Origin of the sequence: Capnocytophaga sp. oral taxon 336 str. F0502 (genome assembly GCF_000411575.1) — a bacterium.
Classification (GTDB): domain Bacteria; phylum Bacteroidota; class Bacteroidia; order Flavobacteriales; family Flavobacteriaceae; genus Capnocytophaga; species Capnocytophaga ochracea.
Genome location: NZ_KE150492.1, coordinates 5,001 through 23,060 on the forward strand (window position 1 = coordinate 5,001; position 18,060 = coordinate 23,060).

The 18,060-nt window shown below is 42.0% G+C and carries 12 protein-coding genes and 1 rRNA gene (1 of these 13 cut by a window edge); 1 reads left to right on the forward strand and 12 read right to left on the reverse strand.

Annotated features, from left to right (window positions below; translation table 11 throughout):
- Positions 1 to 225, reverse strand: a 16S ribosomal RNA gene (locus HMPREF1528_RS09945); it reaches 1,293 nt to the left of the window's first position.
- Between the two features lie 519 nt (positions 226 to 744).
- Here HMPREF1528_RS09945 and HMPREF1528_RS09950 point away from each other — a divergent pair.
- Complete coding sequence (locus HMPREF1528_RS09950; RefSeq protein ID WP_016479636.1) at positions 745 to 1,347, forward strand: CDP-alcohol phosphatidyltransferase family protein; 603 nt, start codon at positions 745 to 747, stop codon at positions 1,345 to 1,347.
- A 26-nt stretch (positions 1,348 to 1,373) separates the two neighbouring features.
- On the opposite strand, the gene HMPREF1528_RS09955 is transcribed toward HMPREF1528_RS09950, so the two are convergent.
- From HMPREF1528_RS09955 to HMPREF1528_RS10010, 11 genes are all read right to left on the reverse strand, one after another.
- Complete coding sequence (locus HMPREF1528_RS09955; RefSeq protein WP_016479637.1) at positions 1,374 to 2,309, reverse strand: peptidylprolyl isomerase; 936 nt, start codon at positions 2,307 to 2,309, stop codon at positions 1,374 to 1,376.
- Positions 2,310 to 2,397: 88 nt separating this feature from the next.
- Positions 2,398 to 4,395 carry an excinuclease ABC subunit UvrB gene (gene uvrB, locus HMPREF1528_RS09960; RefSeq protein WP_016479638.1) on the reverse strand — a complete coding sequence of 666 codons (1,998 nt, stop codon included), beginning with the start codon at positions 4,393 to 4,395 and terminating at the stop codon, positions 2,398 to 2,400.
- A 556-nt stretch (positions 4,396 to 4,951) separates the two neighbouring features.
- Entirely contained in the window at positions 4,952 to 6,232 is a 1,281-nt protein-coding gene (locus HMPREF1528_RS09970; protein ID WP_016479639.1) for a replication-associated recombination protein A, read from the reverse strand.
- 83 nt (positions 6,233 to 6,315) lie between these two features.
- Positions 6,316 to 7,554 carry a type IX secretion system plug protein domain-containing protein gene (locus HMPREF1528_RS09975; protein WP_016479640.1) on the reverse strand — a complete coding sequence of 413 codons (1,239 nt, stop codon included), beginning with the start codon at positions 7,552 to 7,554 and terminating at the stop codon, positions 6,316 to 6,318.
- Positions 7,555 to 7,633: 79 nt separating this feature from the next.
- Positions 7,634 to 9,685, reverse strand: a complete 2,052-nt coding sequence (locus tag HMPREF1528_RS09980) for a peptide MFS transporter (RefSeq protein WP_016479641.1) — start codon at positions 9,683 to 9,685, stop codon at positions 7,634 to 7,636.
- A 44-nt stretch (positions 9,686 to 9,729) separates the two neighbouring features.
- Positions 9,730 to 11,694, reverse strand: a complete 1,965-nt coding sequence (locus tag HMPREF1528_RS09985) for a putative porin (RefSeq protein ID WP_016479642.1) — start codon at positions 11,692 to 11,694, stop codon at positions 9,730 to 9,732.
- Between the two features lie 500 nt (positions 11,695 to 12,194).
- On the reverse strand, positions 12,195 to 13,901 hold the full coding sequence (locus HMPREF1528_RS09990) for an SLC13 family permease (protein ID WP_016479644.1): 1,707 nt from the start codon (positions 13,899 to 13,901) through the stop codon (positions 12,195 to 12,197).
- Positions 13,898 to 14,371, reverse strand: coding sequence for a CYTH domain-containing protein (locus HMPREF1528_RS09995; protein WP_009411330.1), 474 nt, complete (start codon positions 14,369 to 14,371; stop codon positions 13,898 to 13,900). Before HMPREF1528_RS09995 ends, HMPREF1528_RS09990 begins: the two co-directional genes overlap by 4 nt.
- 3 nt (positions 14,372 to 14,374) lie before the next feature.
- The gene (locus tag HMPREF1528_RS10000; protein WP_002675535.1) at positions 14,375 to 15,019 is read right to left on the reverse strand and encodes a hypothetical protein; all 645 of its coding nucleotides are present in this window, start codon (positions 15,017 to 15,019) and stop codon (positions 14,375 to 14,377) included.
- A gap of 83 nt (positions 15,020 to 15,102) precedes the next feature.
- On the reverse strand, positions 15,103 to 15,933 hold the full coding sequence (locus HMPREF1528_RS10005; RefSeq protein ID WP_016479645.1) for a lamin tail domain-containing protein: 831 nt from the start codon (positions 15,931 to 15,933) through the stop codon (positions 15,103 to 15,105).
- A 27-nt stretch (positions 15,934 to 15,960) separates the two neighbouring features.
- A complete protein-coding gene (locus HMPREF1528_RS10010; RefSeq protein WP_016479646.1) occupies positions 15,961 to 17,322 on the reverse strand; it encodes an OprO/OprP family phosphate-selective porin in 1,362 nt (453 codons plus the stop codon).
- Between the last annotated feature and the right edge of the window lie 738 nt (positions 17,323 to 18,060).

An 18,060-nucleotide genomic window follows, 5' to 3' on the forward strand; every position in this document is an offset into this window, starting at 1 on the left:
CATCTTTCACCACCGTAGCTTTAATATAAAAACGATGCCGTCCCTATATACTATGGGGTATTAATCCAAATTTCTTCGGGCTATCCCCCAGTGAAAGGCAGATTGTATACGCGTTACGCACCCGTACGCCGGTCTCAGTTACCCGAAAGTAACTTCCCCCTCGACTTGCATGTGTTAGGCCTGCCGCTAGCGTTCATCCTGAGCCAGGATCAAACTCTTCATCGTTAAATTCTTTTATATCTTCTAACCGATCTTCAAGTTATTGACTTCAGGTTTCACTCAATCCTTTAAATCTTCTTTGTGCTGTACAACATTATGTCAAGGTACGTGTTGTTTTTTTCTTTTAGGCGTATGCTATACCCCCTACAAATGTGCCTTATCGTCTCATTTGCGGGTGCAAAAGTACGACGTTTTTTCAAACTAGCAAATTTTTTGAGAGTTTTTTTTAAGAAAATTTTTAACACTTCGGTAAGTGGTTGATTATTAATGCTAATGTTATAATCTTTTTTGGGCTTCTTAGTGTTTTCTAACACGCTTTTCTTCTCTTACAACTAACTACCAACAGTTAAACATACACTCGCATTTTTATCTCTAACCTCTATAAGTAGTTTCCAAACTATCCTATCATAATAATTTTAGTACTCAAGTGTGATATAATACATAATCTGCTAATTTACCAAAAGACATATTTTTTTTGTATATTAGAAAAATATTGTATTTTTGTTCTCATAAGAACTTATTAAAATGAAGACACCTTACTTACTAATAGCCTTCCGTTTTTTATTAGCCCCTACCATACTGATCTTTTCTTATTACACTGAAGAATCAATAGCAAGGTTATGGATTATTGTTTTCATCATCCTCGGCTTGCTCTCCGATGTTTTCGATGGCATTATCGCAAGGCAAATGGGTATTAGTACAGTAAAAATGCGACGAATGGATAGCCAAACAGATTTAGTATTCTGGCTCTCTATAGGAATAGCGTGTTATCATCTCAACCCTGAGCTCATCAAGACGTATCGGTATGAAGTAATCGCTATTTTTATAATGGAAGGGTTATGTTATACTATTAGTTTTCTGAAGTTTGGCAAAGAAACCTGTACTCACGCTTTTCTCTCCAAGTTGTGGGGCTTGTGCTTACTTACAGCATTTATCTCCCTCATAGGCTTTGGTCACGGAGGATTCCCCTTGCAATTAGCTATTTATTGGGGGCTCTTCTCACAATTAGATGTAATTCTCATCTTGCTTTTATTGCCCAAATGGCAAAACGATATCCCTAGTTCCTATCACGCCTACTTAATAAGAAGAGGCAAAAACTTTAAGAAGAGTAAATGGCTTAATAGCTAAATACTCTTCTTTAATAAAAAATAAGGTTACCCTACTGATACTAATTCTACATCAAAAATAAGAGGTGCATTAGGTGGTATTACGCCTCCCGCACCACGACTGCCATAGGCGAGTTCTGATGGGATTACCAATCGGGCTTTATCTCCTTCGTGAAGAAGTAATATTCCTTCATCCCAACCTGCAATCACTTGTCCAACACCTACAGTAAACTGTAGTGGTTCTTTCCTGCGATAAGAACTATCAAACACGGTCTTGTCAAGTAACATACCTGTATAGTGCACGGCTACTTTTTGCCCTGCTTCTGCTTTTTTACCATTACCCTTGTGGGAAATTTGGTAATATAAACCACTATTTGTTTTCTCAAAGCCCACTACTTCTTTGGTAAAGGCTTCTTCAGCTTTGCGTTTCTCTTCAGCCAAACGAGCTGCTTTGGCTTCATTAAAATCATTAAAAGCTTTTAAGGCGTCCCATTTTTCTGCCTCCTCTCCTACTCTCACTATTTCTACTTTTTCAATCTTATCACCTTGTGCAATCGCATCTACTACTTCTTGTCCTTCCACGACTTCACCAAACACCGTGTGCTTGTTGTCTAGCCAAGGGGTGGCTACGTGTGTAATGAAAAACTGACTCCCATTCGTGCCTGGTCCTGCATTCGCCATCGAAATGACTCCTGGTTTATTGTGTTTGAGCTCTGGGTGAAATTCATCGTCAAAACGATAACCTGGGTCTCCTGTGCCGGTTCCTAACGGACAGCCTCCTTGTATCATAAAGTTAGGAATCACTCGGTGAAAAGTAAGCCCATCGTAATAAGGCGTACCAAGTGGTTTTTGTGAGTTCTTCATTTTCCCTTCTGCAAGAGCTACAAAATTCCCTACCGTAGCAGGCGTTTTTTCATAAGTAAGACGAAGTAAAATAACTCCTTTCGTGGTAGTTATCTTTGCATAAATACCATTATTTTGCATTTTTTTATCTTTTAATGTATTAGGGTGCAAAATTACACCAAAATTCCTAAATCACCAAATCACCACACTTTGCTCATTTTCTCATTTGCTAATTTGCTAATTCCTGCAATTTCTTTAGCTCATCTCTGTACTGTGCTGCTTTTACAAAATCTAGCTCTTTGGCAGCTACCTCCATCAGTTTGCGGGTTTCTTTGATTTTCTTTTCCAATTCCTTAGCCGATAAATATACCGATTGCGCTTCGGCCGCTGTGCGCTCTTTAAACGACGGATCGTAGCGAAATTCGGTTATAGGGCTCTTGCTGAGGCTATTCTCTATCTTCTTGTGCAAAGGCTGAGGCGTGATGTTGTGTGCCTTGTTGTAGTTCATTTGCTTTTCACGGCGGTAATTGGTGTCGTCAATGGTACGTTGCATACTCTCAGTAATCTTGTCGGCGTACATTATTGCTTTTCCATTCACATTGCGGGCAGCCCTTCCTACGGTTTGAGTGAGCGAACGAGTGGAACGCAAAAAGCCTTCCTTATCAGCATCGAGGATAGCTACGAGCGACACTTCGGGCAGGTCTAAGCCCTCACGCAGGAGGTTTACCCCTATAAGCACATCAAAGAGTCCTTTGCGCAGGTCTTGCATAATCTCCACGCGTTCCAATGTATCCACATCACTGTGAATGTAACGACACCTAATACCAATGCGAGTGAGGTATTTGGTAAGTTCCTCTGCCATTCGCTTGGTGAGGGTGGTTACCAATATGCGCTCGTCTTTCTCGGTACGCAGTTGTATTTCCTCCACAAGGTCATCTATTTGATTGGCACTCGGACGCACTTCTATTTCGGGGTCGAGCAATCCTGTGGGGCGTATCACCTGCTCTACGTACACGCCTTGTGTTTGTTGGAGCTCATAATCGGCTGGGGTAGCACTCACGTAAATCACTTGGTTTTGAAGCGCTTCAAACTCCTCGAATTTCAACGGACGGTTGTCCATTGCAGCGGGTAACCGGAAGCCATATTCCACGAGATTCTCCTTCCTACTGCGGTCACCACCGTACATCGCGTGCACTTGCGAGACGGTTACGTGACTCTCGTCGATAACCATCAAGAAATCATCGGGGAAGTAATCTATGAGGCAAAACGGACGTGTGCCGGGTTCTCTACCGTCTAAATAGCGAGAGTAGTTCTCAATACCCGAACAGTACCCTAATTCCCGTATCATCTCAAGGTCGAACTCAGTGCGTTCTTTCAGCCGTTTGGCTTCTAAGGGTTTGCCTAAAGCCTCAAAGAACTCTACTTGCTTCACCAAATCTTGTTGAATATTCCATATCGCTTTTTGGAGAATATCGGGAGAAGTAACAAACATATTAGCGGGGTAGATATTGAGGCTCTGGTAGTGGTCTAACACGTGATTAGTAGTGGGGTCGAACTGTTCTATCTCTTCAATTTCATCACCAAAGAAGTGAATGCGGAAAGCGTTGTCGTCATACCCAGGAAAGACATCAAGCACATCGCCCTTGATGCGGAAATTGCCGTGCCTAAATTCGGCGGTCGTGCGGGCATAGAGACTTTGTACCAATCGATGCATCAGCTTGGTACGAGGGAGTACGTCACCCTGTTTGAGGGTGATTACATTCTTTTGGAATTCAACAGGATTACCGATACCATACAAACACGACACCGATGCCACAACTAATACATCGCGTCTGCCCGACAGCAAAGCAGAGGTCGTACTAAGGCGCAGTTTTTCAATTTCATCGTTAATAGAGAGGTCTTTTTCGATATAAGTACCTGTGGAAGGTATATAGGCTTCCGGCTGATAGTAGTCGTAGTAAGAGACGAAGTATTCCACCGCGTTATTGGGGAAGAAAGCCTTAAATTCAGAATACAACTGAGCAGCCAGCGTCTTATTATGTGCCAACACAAGAGTAGGACGCTGAATGCGTTCCACCACATTAGCGATAGTAAAAGTCTTTCCGGAGCCCGTAACGCCTAATAGCACTTGGTACTTATCGTTGCGCTCTATACCTTTTACCAATTGGTCGATAGCCTGAGGTTGGTCGCCCGTAGGGGCAAAGTCAGAAACTATATTGAATTTCATTTGATTTAACCATAAATAAGAGTGCAAAGATAGTGAAGAAAACTGAAAAGTAAAAATTATTTCACGTACATAGCTCAGAGACTCTAAATACTAAAATCTAAATTCAAAATTTTATAGTCTTTTCTCGTCCATCTATTCACCTCTTCTTTGCTTTCCTTTCGATTTATTACCCTCAAAACTGCTTCTCTCTCTTAACTCTTAACCCCTCACTATTAACTCTTTACACACCCTTTCTATACCAATCGTCCAAGATTCGTATAAGCTTCCTATAAGCTCTCTATAAGCTAACACCACCCCCCTTACAGCCTTTTTTTACCAAAAATCCTCCCTCCCCTCTTCCGAACTTCTCCGTTTCCTTCCGAATCTTCCTAACAGCCCCAACACATCGCTTTTTCATCTCAAACTTTGCCAAAGTTAATAGCCCGTCGTGCTACGACTGCCTGTGCGGCTCGCACCTTTGGCAAAGTTAATTATCAGTATTTCTAGCATTATTGGCTTTTACCTCATTTTCTAATTCCCTCATTTTCTAATTCCCTCATTTTCTAATTTGCTAATTTCAGTACCCATATCGCTCGCCCCATAGTTTTTTAAGATAGTCGCGCAGGGCATTCTCACGTGGATTATCAGAAGGTTCATAGAAGGTTTCACCTTGCAATTCATCAGGGAGATAGTCCTGAAAGGCAAAATTGCTCTCATAATCGTGAGCATATTGGTAGTCTTTGCCATAGCCGAGCTCTTTCATCAGTTTGGTAGGGGCATTGCGCAAATGGATAGGTACACTCAGGTCGCCTGTTTGCTTTACAACTTGTTGAGCTTTGTTAATTGCCTTATAAGAAGCGTTGCTCTTAGGCGAAGAAGCGAGATATATAGCACACTGACTGAGGATAATACGCGCCTCAGGGTAACCAATAGTCGTAACGGCTTGAAAGGTGTTATTAGCTAAAATCATTGCAGTAGGGTTAGCATTGCCTATATCTTCGGAAGCGAGAATAAGCATACGGCGTGCGATAAACTTCACATCTTCACCGCCTTCAATCATTCGTGCCAACCAATAGACCGCGCCATTGGGGTCACTGCCTCGTATCGATTTGATAAAAGCCGAAATGATATCGTAATGCTGTTCACCTGTTTTGTCGTAGAGTACGGTATTTTTCTGCACCAATCTGAGAACGCTGTCGTTCGTAATCACTACTGGTTCACCTTCAGGAGTCGCATTGACGATAAGCTCAAAAGTGTTCAACAATTTGCGTCCGTCGCCACCTGAGAGTCGCAAAAGAGCTTCTGTTTCTTGCAGTTGAATATCTTTGGTTTTAAGAATAACATCTTGGGTAATGGCATTATGAAGCAGTTGTTCTAAATCTTTGCGCTCAAAGGCGTTCAGTATATACACTTGGCAACGAGAAAGCAAGGCGGGAATCACCTCAAAACTAGGGTTCTCAGTAGTCGCTCCAATGAGGGTAATCCACCCTTTTTCAACAGCCTGCAAAAGGGAATCTTGTTGGGTTTTGTTAAATCGATGAATTTCGTCTATGAAAACGATGGGGTTTTGGGTAGTGAAGAGTCCGCCACTTTGTTTGCTTTGGTCAATTACTTCACGCACTTCCTTAATCCCCGAACTAATGGCACTCAAGGTATAGAATGCGCGGTTGCTTTGATGCGCAATAATGTTTGCCAGCGTAGTTTTACCCGTACCTGGGGGACCCCAAAAGATAAGCGATGGCAAAAGACCGCGTTCTATCTGTTGGCGCAAAGCCCCTTGAGCTCCAACTAAGTGCTCTTGTCCCACATATTGCGCTAAGGAAGTGGGGCGCATACGTTCTGCTAAAGGAGAAGACATTGATGTAATAATTAATGTTTAATGATTAATGAAATCAACTTTGCCAAAGTGTAGTAATGTATAAAAGTCTATCGTACTACGACCTATTTTGTGATATTGGTACTAGAAGCAGAGCCGATGCCTACCACCTCGTCGTAGAGAGCACCAGGAGCGCGGTAGTACACTAACACGAGGTAAGTGTTTTCAGTTTGTTGAAAATTACCACTTATTTCGTTGAAATCAACTATGTTGCCTGCTTTGGTAGCAAACTTATAGTTGTAAAACCCTTGTTTGAGAAGTACTTTCCCTTTGAAAAGACCGTCTTTTTCGTCATAAGTGAGTTTGTATTCATCACGGAGTTCGTAGTTGCTAAACTTGCCGTATACATACACTTCTTTACCCCAAAAAGTAGATTTGCCTTCTAAGGCAAAATGCACTTGGGTGTAATCGGCTTCGTTGCTGGGGTTCATTCCGTTGATAGTGGTTACCAAGAAATCACCATTGATATCGGGATAATAAGTATAGACATTGCTCGCACGGCTTACATTGGTAAACAAGTAGCTATTTACCCATTTGCTTCTATCCAAACGATAGACTCCCGATGCAGGCACGTGTATATCCTTGCTATCGAAATAGAAGTATTCATTACCTCCCCAGAAAGCCGTTTCGCGGTCGTAGCGATACACGAGGTCGTTACCCATCACATACTGAGGTTTTACGCCCGTGATAGCCGTATCCCAACGGTAGTTTTGCAGTATGGCTACTTTCACCGCTACATTAGGATTATCAAGTCTAAAATCTTTCTGCTTAATAGTGAACTGTACCACTTGTTGGGTATCGAAGTACTGCAAATAGCGAGCGCGTTTCACTTCGGTGAGTACATTCACTTGGGGTGTATAGAGCACAAATCGGCGTGAAAAGAGCTCTGTGCCATAACTATCGGTGATAGAGAGCATATAGTTACCGCTGAGAGTAATTTTAGTGAGTTCATTAGGGAAAGTAAGGCGGTAATGCGAATAGCCTTGCAGGGTACCATAGGAGTTACTCTCGGGCTGTACCGGTTGGTTATCAATGCCTTTAAGGTATTCGCTTTTCAGCAGAGAAGAGACTGACCAATCGGCGTTGCAATGGGTGATTTTATAGTAATAAGTCTCCTCATTACCCCCGAGGTCGTCGAATTGCAAACTAAACGACTCATTACGGCGCACGATAGGAAATTGGTTTTTATCGTTGCCGTTAGCTTTGAAGATAATCGTTTTGATATAATCAGGTGGTGTTTTCTCCACCAGCGGTTGAGCTTGCATTGCCAAGGGAAGTAGGAGTAAAAAAAGAAGTTTTTTCATAATTAAATATTTATATTTGTCTTAGGTGTACTATTTTTTATTTAGTAAAATAAATATTCTCCACAAGAGTACAACTCACTTACTTCACTCCGTGCATCAGTTTCTTCACAAACGGATTGATGAGAATAATGAGTACCCCTGCTACGGCAGGCACAATGGTAAATATCAAAAAGAAAGTACTCAAACTGTACTCACGGGTGATATTCTCTATCTGTCCGCCCACTACAGCTGCTAATTTATGACCAATAGCTACAGCGAGGTACCATACCCCAAACATAAATGCTATCATTCGTGCAGGTACAAGCTTCGAGACGTACGAAAGCCCCACAGGCGATAAGCACAACTCACCCATAGTGTTAAACATATAAGCAAATACAAGCCATAACATACTCACCTTTACTCCGTGAGTTACCCCGTGAGAACCTAAGGCGAGTAAACCAAATCCTACTGAGAGCATCAGTAGTCCGATGCCGTATTTCTTCGCAGCAGGTGGATTATACTTGCTATCCCACCAACGTGAGAACAAGCTCGCTAAGGCAATGATGAAGAAAGAATTCAGGATAGAAAACCACGATACAGTCGTCTCTACCCAGTTATCCCGCTCTTCTTTCACTTGCGCAACTATCAACCCGTTGTCAGTATTGAGCTCTGCTCCCCGCTGTTTTGCCCACTGTTCCTTTTCGGCATCTACATAGCCAAACGAAGTGTTTTTGTTGTTCTTGCTCAGCAATTTTATTTCTTGTCCTACTTTTAGGTGATAATCAGCTACTCCTATGATAGTAGTACGTTCTACGATTTTCAAATCAGGGCGAGCGACTCTGTTTTCTTCAGTAATAGGGATATAAGTAGTTCTGCCTTGTGTATCGGTTTGTTCATAGGCTTGATAACTCACACTGTAAGCTGTGGTTTTAAAGTCGCGTTGTAGCATCCACGAAGCAATGCCCCATACAAGACTAAAACAGACCAATAACACTACTACGGCAGGAAATATCTTTTTGTAGGTTTTCTTTATCAAAAGGAAAAGTACGTAGGTAATCAGTAATAGTGGAATCACGGTGAGTAGCGCATTGAAAATATTGTAAAGTACTGCCCAATTACCGTGTAGCTCACGCTCTATATTATCCCGTGCAAAAATCACTAAAGACGAAGCCCCTTGTTCAAACGACAACCAAAAGAACACCACAAAAAAGGCAAAGATGACCACGGTAAGCATACGGTCGCGCACTATCGTGGTATAACGCATTATGCGACTACCTATCAGGTAAAAGAAAGCTATTAAGCCTACAATCACCATCACATATTGCCCTTTAAGCCCTAAGGTAGCAGCCCACCCAAAGAGGTCGATATTCCATATTTTCGAGAGAGGGTCGTTTAGTGCATAGCCAATACCTATGATTGCCGAAAGCGCTACCAATATCTTATCTAGGGTAGTAAACGGATTGAGTTTTTCCTCTTCTTGTTTTGCATCATTTATAGTCTCTGTTTTTTCTTGCTTGCGTGGCTCACATCCTATTGAACCAAATAAAGGTTTGGCAAACCAAAACTGTATAGTCCCCAAGAGCATAAACACTCCTGCTAAACCGAAACCCCAACTCCACCCGATGCGTTCTGCTAAGTAACCGCAGAGCATCATTCCAAAGAAAGCTCCAGAATTTACTCCCATATAGAAGATGGTATAAGCAGCATCTTTCTTCTCGGGTAGGTCTTTGTACATTTCCGATACAAATGACACCATATTAGGTTTGAAAAAGCCCGTTCCTATCACCAAGAGTGCAAGCCCCAAATAGAGCGAAACTTCAGTTTCAAAAGCCATCGACACGTGTCCTAAGGTGATAATCACTGCCCCTATGATTACTGCCCAACGGTAGCCGGTAATCTTATCGGCTATTATACCTCCAAGTATAGGAGTAAGGTAAAGAAGCATAACATACGTACCAAAGAGTGCACCCGCGTTTTCAGTACTCCACGCCCATCCTGGGTTATACCCTATAAGCGTCATTGTAAGAAAGTTGATGAGCAGTACACGCATTCCATAAAACGAAAAACGCTCCCACATTTCTGTAAAGAAAAGCACGAACAGCCCCGCTGGATGTCCTAATACTTGTGTATCGAAAATTGTCTTTTTAGTCATATAGATTTTATTCGTTATTTTTCTTGCTTTTCAACTCTCAACTCTTAACTAAAAATGTCCCACTTAATTCCCAATCGAATAATAAAATCTCTATACGGCTGACGTGGTGCAGAATAATAGTTGTAAGGATTTCCTATTTTTAGCCAGTTGCTCACGGGCACTTGCCATTGTTCTAAAGAGAAGAAAATGCGCATCGTACGCACTTTGGCATTGAGAAAAAAGTCAAACATCGGAAAGTTACCCGTCTTCTCTGCCGTCTGTACAGCAAATTCTCCTAAAAGCGGATTGTACTGATTGGAGTAATATTTGGTGAAGTAATTAAACCCTATCCCCGTTTGTAAGTACATTGCCTTGTTGAACAAGTGTGATGCAAAGTAAAAACTATTGCGAGTCACGAAAGTAGGTACATTCAAAATATTGCTATCTTGTACCACTTGCTGGTAGAGCATAGTGTTATCTAAGCCCCATTTACCAAATTTAAACTCTTTTTGTACTTTCAGTTGCAAATATTGTATATTGCTACTGTACTGCTCAGGACGCACTTTCCCTAAGGTTTCTTCTTGAAAATAAGTGTAGTTGTTGAGGTTGGTAAGACTTAGTGAAGCATTCCCCCATTGGGTTTTCAAATCGCCATAGAGGGTCTGGGTATTCTGTTTGTTAAACGAAGTATAGTTATCCCAATTAAACTGCTTGTAATCGCTTTGATACAGCAAATAATTAAAATTAGGCATAGCCGAATGCAGTTCAGCTCCTGCGGTGATGCTGTTCTTATCGTCAAAAGCATAGGCAAGTTTTCCACTCAGTCTAGTACCTGTCATCTTGCCTACAAATGTCTGTTCGCCCTCTGCCTCTATGCTGAATCCACCCACTTTCTTATGCCATTGCACACCTAAACTCAGGTCGGTATCCTTGATTTGTCGGCGTTGCAACACTCCCGATACGTAGTAAGCGTTCTGAAAGTAGTAATTGTAGAAATAAGCATTTCCAAAGAGGAAGGTTCTACCCAGATAGGGCAATTCGAGCTCTACTCCCAAGCGGTTGATCATCTTCTTCAAGCGCGCCTTATCGTGCAGGTTTTGGGGTACATAGGCATCTCCAAAATAACTGTTGCTTTGGGTTTCGTCATAAGTATAATGTTCGGTTTCGTAGCTAAACAAATGGCGGAAGCGTATCTGCTTGTACGAAGCCAGCGAATCGCGGTTGCGCAAGAAAGCGTAGTCGTGTTGCAAAAAATAACGCTTGCTCTCCCGGATATTCTCGGCATTGAGTAATTGCACGTCTATTGTCGCACGGTTTTTAAACTGTTTTTCACCTCCCTCAAACTGCTCAGGCGTTACTATACCTCCATTCTCCTGACTGGTGATATCGTGAGAGGCAAAATGCGCAAAGGCAGTGTATTTCTTGTTAGGCGATACGTAGGAAAAGCCCGCTCTAAAATTGCCATTGCTCACTAATATACGTTGGTATTTACCCAAGGAACGCAAACCTTTGTAAGCGATAAAGATATTGAGGTTGGGCTGTAGATTGATTGAAAAAAGGGTATTCAAAAACTGACCTTGTTCCATACCGCTTTTGTAAGTAAACTCAGTAAGTGGCGTAGGCAAATGGTAATAAGTTACCTCTTCGGGAGTAAGGTATAGTTGCTTTTTAGCTTGTGCCCCCATCGAAGGCAGGTAATCCTGACGGCGGAAGTCGTAAGAGAGTGCATTATACGGTTGCCCCATATTCGAGAAAGGCATCTTGCCAAACATATCCTTTCCCCACTCGTTGTTCAAGTAATACTTTTGCATCGTAAGCGAAGTATCTACCGAGGTGGTATCGCGGGTATAAGTAATAATTTTGTAGTCGCGTGCAGTGAAAGTAATGCTGTCTTTCTTCTTTTTAGGACGCAACGACTTAAAGGTTACCCCTCCCTCCTGATTGTTATTCGCACTATCGTCTTCTTGTGCCCAACTCAGCAAGGGAAATAGCAATCCTATAAGGAAATATATAGTTTTTTTCAGTGTCATTCGTTTCTATTTGGGGGCAAAGATAGGAATAATTTATCAATTAGCCAATTTGTTAATTTTAGATACAGGTCAAACATACCAAATTTTCTTTTTTTAAGTCAATAGCAAGCTAGCACAGCTGGGTATGTGAGTACTTAACAGTGCCGAAATTAGAACAATTTAGTCTCTATAATTAAAAAATCAGGTAGCAAGTTACCTGATTTTTTAATTAAAACTATTTCACAAGGCAAAGCCTTAATTTTCATTCATTTTTTTAATTGATTTTATTTAATTTCTATAACGTAAGCTGTACTTCTTTTCTCATTGAATTTCGTCCGTTTGTCCTTTTTTAATCAGTCCTTAGCCGTCAGATAATTCATACCTAATCCGATATTCTCCTAGATACTCCAAAATTCACCAATCTTCTCCATTATAACAATATTTCTCGCTCTTTGCTTTGTCTTATCTTTACTCAAACATCATTGTTTGCCGGAGTGACTCACATCTCTCTTACCTCTTACCTAAAAGAACACTCCATTGGTAAACCCATACCACCGCAATACCGTTTCGCCCCACAAGAGTATCATCAACCAACTGATAAACATCATCGTGATACCAAACTTGAAGGTATCGCTCCAGCTGTATTGATTGGTAGTGTACAGCAGGGCAGCAGGTTTACTGTTAAAGGGCAGTACATACACGTGTCCCACAAGCATTGCTACGGGAAAAGCCAGACTCATAATCGGATACCCGTTTTTCTGAGCTACCCCTATGGCAATAGGAATGAATATGAGGGTAAGCATTGTTTTAGATTGGAATATAAGCGAGAAAAGCAAAATCCCTCCTGTAAGTATCATATACAATACCCAAAACGGAGTGGCTTGAGTAATCCCTAAACTACCAAAAAGTGCATCGATGAGCGTGCCAGGTAAACCCGTCGCGTCAAGTCCTGCCCCTAAGGTATAAGCACCTGCCGAGAACAATAGCAAGTGCCAAGGAATATCTACATCGTTCCATTTCACTACGCCTATGCCCGGAAGCAAGGCTACTACGGCACCCATAAAAGCTACTGCTGTTTGGTTGATACCGTGTTGCTTATCGGTAGCCCACAAGATGAGTACACAAACAAAAATAGCAATCGCTTTATACTCCTCAAACTTCATTTTGCCGAGCTTGTTAAGCTCTTCCCTAAGCCTTTCCATACCTCCTTCAATCTGTGGTACGCGCTCTTCTTTTTTCAGTGGAAAATATATTTTCGAGCCTACGAACCACGCGATGAGAATAAGCAACACGCTCATCGGAAAGGCTGCTTTAAACCAATCCTGATAACTAAAAGAGCCTATACCCATAGCTCCTGCTATAAGAGAGCCCGCTAAAAGGGCTGCCCCTGAGCCTGTCAAGAAGGCATTAGCTCCTAAATTGATTTGAAAGAGGTTCTGCAATATCAAATTCCTACCGAAGTTATTGCGGTGTTCTCCTCCCGTAGCTCCGTAGATAGCGGCTATTACCATAAAGATAGGCAACAGTATAGCAGCTTTGGCAGTAGTTGCCGAAATAAATGCCGATAGTACTAAGTTAATAATGATAAAACTCAGTATAATACCTCCCGAATTTCTGCCAAACTTCAACACAAACCACAAAGCAAATCGCTTCGCCACCTGCGTTTTCACTAACATACTCGCCAAGATAAACGAAAGAATATTGAGCCACATTACAGGGTGTCCTAATTGAGCATATGCCGTCTTGTCGGTCGTGACTCCACAAAGTACAATGCCCAGTATTACCAGTAATGAAGTAAGGTAATTGGGGATTGCTTCGGTAATCCATAAAATAATAGCTGCTACAAAAATAGCCAGCATCGCGTAGTTGATGTGTATAAACTCGTTGTGTGTTGCCTGTTGTAGGGTTACTTTTTGCTCGTCCGAGAGTTTTTTTTCTCCCTTCATTGTAGCTGTTAGTTGTTTGGTTTTAGCCTTTTCTATTTGGGCATACCGAGCCATCGCCGATTCAGTAAGCGGTGTCGTCTTCTCATTGGTATCAATCCGGTTGATAAACGAAATATTGGCTACCCAGTAAATAAGCACAAAGGCGAGGATAGCAAGCGGTCCTCCAATGCGTTGGAGGAACCGCTCTACCCCTGTTTTTTGTACCTTTGGCAACTTTTCGATATGATAGTTATTCATATCCAAAGGGTCAAAGGGTGGCGTGTGGTCGGTATTGTTTGTCATTTCCAGTTTTTATAAGGGTTCTTCATTAACATTGAATTGTAATAACGCTTGTCGCCTGTTACTTCTTCTCCCAACCACTCAGGACGGGCAAAAGTAGCTTTCTCGTCAGGTAATTCAATCTCTGCCATTACAAGTCCTTCATTGTCTCCATAGAACTCGTCAATCTCAAAACAATAGTCGCCGTTCTTTACCAAATAACGTGTCTTGTCTATAATACCTGGTTCGCATAGCTTCAATAGCTCTTGCACTTCAGCTACGGGTATTTCCTTTTCCCATTCAAACCGGCTTGCGCCACTTTCATTACCGATGCCTTTTATGGTAATGAAACCTTTGTCCCCTTTTATGCGCACTCTCACCGTGCGTTCGGGAACGGAGCTCAAATAACCTTGGGTGATACGAGTTGCCTTAAACGATGCTGCTTTATAGGCATCGCTCTTCACCATAAATTTTCTTTCTATTTCTTGTGCCATAACTTAATTTGCTAAGGGTTTATGTATCATTCCAATCACGCGTTTAATCGCTTGCAAGTAGTTGATGTTCTCTACTCCTTCCAACCCGCAATCGGCAATGGTTTTCTTAATATCTTCTATCTCGGTAGACTCTGAGTTAATGGTTTTCACCAAAGCCCCATTGATATATACGTTGCCGGTTTCGCAAATGGTATTGTTCACCATATAACCAAAACGCACCTTCTCAACGGTTACTGCTTGCAAGTCGGGGTGTGCTTCCACCATCTGTAAGAACTCTCCTAAGGTGTATTCTCCTTTGGTAAGCTCTGGCATTCCTTGCACTTTAAAAGCGGGGAACACTTCTTCTTTAAGCACTTTTGCCGAGATGGGGAACTCTCCTTTCATCAGTGGGTTCCATTGTTCTAATCCATCTACCTTTTGTACAAAGGTTTTGATGTCCATCTTACCATCGCGAATTTTAGTGTTGTTCACATCGTTAGTCCTACTCACAATATAGGTTTCGGTACTGCGGCGTTCCCATACTTTTTCAGGAACAGGTACACTTAGGCGTGCCATACGCTCGGCTTGTTTAGCAAAGCAACGCCCAAAACTGCGAAACTCAAAACGCGGTTTAGAAATTTCGCCAATCTTTAATTCTTCTTTTGCCATAATTATGTTTTTATATCATTTATTATTTAATCGCTTATTTTGTAATATTTCCCTACAATAACCGTCCTTACTCTCCTCCTCTCTCACTGCTTAACAGTCTCATCTTCTGTTCCTGTCGCAGGGTTCGCTTTTCCTTGAGTTGGGTCTGCTTGCATAAATTTACCTGTACCATCAGGACATCGGCTCCACGATTTCGTAACTACCGCAAGACTCACTTTGCCCCAACCATCGCCTTTTTCACCTCGTTGAAAGGTGTTGAGCTTAGTTCCCTCAGGGCTGTAAAGCTCTATAAGCACATTTTTCTTGCTCGAAAAACCCGAACTGAACCCTCTTGGGGTAGTACCTTTGGCGCCTACGATAGCAAAATGTGAGTGAGGGGCTACCACTTCGCCCTCAATACCCGTCCACGCAAGTTCTTCGTCTTTTTTAATGGTTACGTCTTTTAGTTTGATAGGAGTATCGCCGTTGTTGTAAAGTTCTATAAATTTTTCGGCATCGGCGCCTGCTCCGTAAAGCTCGTTGAGAACCAATTTAGTGTAGTCCGAAGGCTTATCGCCTACCACATAGCTACTTTCTTTTACGGTCGAAAATCCTGCGGTATTCACTACTGTTACTTTGTAGGTTACTTTTGTTTTATCGGCTTGTGCCGGAATAGTCCCTGTAAAAGTATTGTCCTTGCCCGTCATCACTACGGTTTGGTTGCCTGCTCCTGCGTTGTAAACCAAAGTTACTGTCGAAGGTGCTTGTAGTCCCGGAGCGATTACAGCGGTTACCACTACGTTGTCAGTCGAGGTAGGGGCTGCGGGTGTAAGCTTCACCGATTTGATAGTCGAAGCTCCCTCGTACACTGCATCTTTCACACAACCTGCTGTGATGACCAATATTAATAGAAGTATGTATCTTAAACTTTTCATTTTAGTAATGGTTTAAAAGGTGAATGTTTAAAAATTAATTTCAAAGCGCATAGCGAGCATATGGTAGCTCACACCGCCTTTGCCTTTGCCTTCCACCGCTTTTTTATAATCGGTAGTTGGGGCTCCTGTGGCATCGTGTCCAATAATCAGTTTGCCTCTGCCGTTTGCATAACGGTCGTTGTTGGTATACTGATAGTTCAGAGCTATTTTCACGTTGTTATTCACATAAAAGTTCAACCCCGTAGTGAAGTTTGCACCTGAACCACCATACACATCTTTGTCGTTCAAGCTGAGGTAATCACAGCGCATTGCCAGCTCCACATCACCCCATTCCTTGCCTCGGGTAGGTTGAGTAAACTCGCCTTCCGATACGTTAAACTTCTGTTTGCCTCCAAAGAGCAAATACGCTGCTTGCACATACCACCCTGTGAAATTGTAATAGGTAGCTTCCGTAGTAACGTGGTTGCCTATCCACTCTCCTTGTACGCGGAAGCCTCCGTAGTAAGCAGCGGCTTCTACCCCGCGCAACCATTCGTGGTCTATATTGGGTATAACATCAGTGTCTAAGTACTTTTTGCGATTAATCGAGGTAGAGTTGCGGGTACTAAAACGCGCTCCGCCGTAATCCTTAGGTGCTACATCAGTTTTAGGAGTGCGGTAAGAGCCCTTAACTCCTAAATAGTAACCTTGCATATGGTCTTCGGTATAAGGCATCCAGCCCACTTTACTGGTGATTGAATACCCCTGGTTGCGTCCGTAATCCTTGTTGTTGTCTTGCACATTGGTCACTTCCTCAACGCCAGCTACTCGTTGCAAAAACATACCAAGCGAAGCCCTAAAATGGTCGCGCAAGTACTCTCCTTGAATACCCAAATGTCGTGACGGCACTAAGGCTTTACACACCATAGGTCGTTCCATAAAGGTTAAGTAACGCGAACTGGTAGTTTGCTCCATCGAGAAATCTTCTTTGAAGTTTCCCACCTTCAAGGCTACGTTCTTAATCCCGTCGTATTCCACGATAGCATCTTTAAGTTCAAAAATACCATCGGCGAAATCAACGTCCACTTCACCGTACCAATCTTTGGTAACTTGTGCCTTTACGGCAAATCGAGCACGGCGAATAGAAGCACCGTTGCCTATCTTGTCGTAATCGCTCTTAGCGCCAAAAAACGTAGCAGCATCCACTTGCACACGGTTGTCAAACCAAAACTTATAGTTCTGATGTTTTGATTCAAAAACCAAGATATTGTTACGTGCCTCTGAGCGAAGTTCTTTTCTATCGACTGCCACGCCATATTGGTTATAGCGAATGGTATCGAGCTCTTGGGCTATAGCTGTACTAAAGAAAGACAGCAATAGCCCCCAAATTAAAAAGGGTAACTTTTTCATCGGTTAAAATAATGTTTGTTAATGGAGTTGGTAAATTATTATTATAGTTCTTTTAACGCCACAAAGGTAAAAACTATTTTCCAATTAGCAATGAATTATTTTCTTTTTTTTTGATTTAAACTGAAAAATCCTTAATTTTAACATAACACCCGTTTATCTCACCCCCGTCTTACTTTCGATTATTTTTCTATTTTCAATTTTTAACTATTCACTTTTAAGCCATTCACTCTTTAACCGTTCACTATCAACTCTTTCTATAATTTTATCCTACCATACCTCTATCTCTTCCCTTTTCCGTCATACTCCCCCTAGTACCTATGACCTAAGACCTCACACTTCCCCATTTACTAATTTTCTAATTTGCTAATTCCCTAATTATCCCTTCTCCTTTCCGTCATACTCCCCCCTAGTGCCTATGGCCTAAGGCCTAGTGCCTCTTCCTCTTTCTTCCGCCTCGAAACCCCGTTTTTAACATTTTTAGCGCTGTTGTATTATATTATGAATCAACTTTTTATATACGCTTCCTATACCAATCGTCCAAGATTCGTATAAGCTTCCTATAAGCTCTCTATAAGCTAACCCCACCCATCTTACACCTTTTTTTTATCAAAATTCTTCTCAGCTCTCTTTCGTTCTCCTCCGATATCTTCCGTCTCCTCCTAACCTCCCCAATACGTCGCTTTTTCATCTCAAACTTTGGCAAAGTTTTAAACTTTGCCAAAGTTAAATTACTATTAT

Excerpts from the sequence above, each read along its gene's own strand:
- HMPREF1528_RS09950 (WP_016479636.1), top strand. The coding sequence starts at position 745 with ATGAAGACACCTTACTTACTAATAGCCTTCCGTTTTTTATTAGCCCCT.
- HMPREF1528_RS09955 (WP_016479637.1), bottom strand. The coding sequence starts at position 2,309 with ATGCAAAATAATGGTATTTATGCAAAGATAACTACCACGAAAGGAGTT.
- uvrB (WP_016479638.1), bottom strand. The coding sequence starts at position 4,395 with ATGAAATTCAATATAGTTTCTGACTTTGCCCCTACGGGCGACCAACCT.
- HMPREF1528_RS09970 (WP_016479639.1), bottom strand. The coding sequence starts at position 6,232 with ATGTCTTCTCCTTTAGCAGAACGTATGCGCCCCACTTCCTTAGCGCAA.
- HMPREF1528_RS09975 (WP_016479640.1), bottom strand. The coding sequence starts at position 7,554 with ATGAAAAAACTTCTTTTTTTACTCCTACTTCCCTTGGCAATGCAAGCT.
- HMPREF1528_RS09980 (WP_016479641.1), bottom strand. The coding sequence starts at position 9,685 with ATGACTAAAAAGACAATTTTCGATACACAAGTATTAGGACATCCAGCG.
- HMPREF1528_RS09985 (WP_016479642.1), bottom strand. The coding sequence starts at position 11,694 with ATGACACTGAAAAAAACTATATATTTCCTTATAGGATTGCTATTTCCC.
- HMPREF1528_RS09990 (WP_016479644.1), bottom strand. The coding sequence starts at position 13,901 with ATGACAAACAATACCGACCACACGCCACCCTTTGACCCTTTGGATATG.
- HMPREF1528_RS09995 (WP_009411330.1), bottom strand. The coding sequence starts at position 14,371 with ATGGCACAAGAAATAGAAAGAAAATTTATGGTGAAGAGCGATGCCTAT.
- HMPREF1528_RS10000 (WP_002675535.1), bottom strand. The coding sequence starts at position 15,019 with ATGGCAAAAGAAGAATTAAAGATTGGCGAAATTTCTAAACCGCGTTTT.
- HMPREF1528_RS10005 (WP_016479645.1), bottom strand. The coding sequence starts at position 15,933 with ATGAAAAGTTTAAGATACATACTTCTATTAATATTGGTCATCACAGCA.
- HMPREF1528_RS10010 (WP_016479646.1), bottom strand. The coding sequence starts at position 17,322 with ATGAAAAAGTTACCCTTTTTAATTTGGGGGCTATTGCTGTCTTTCTTT.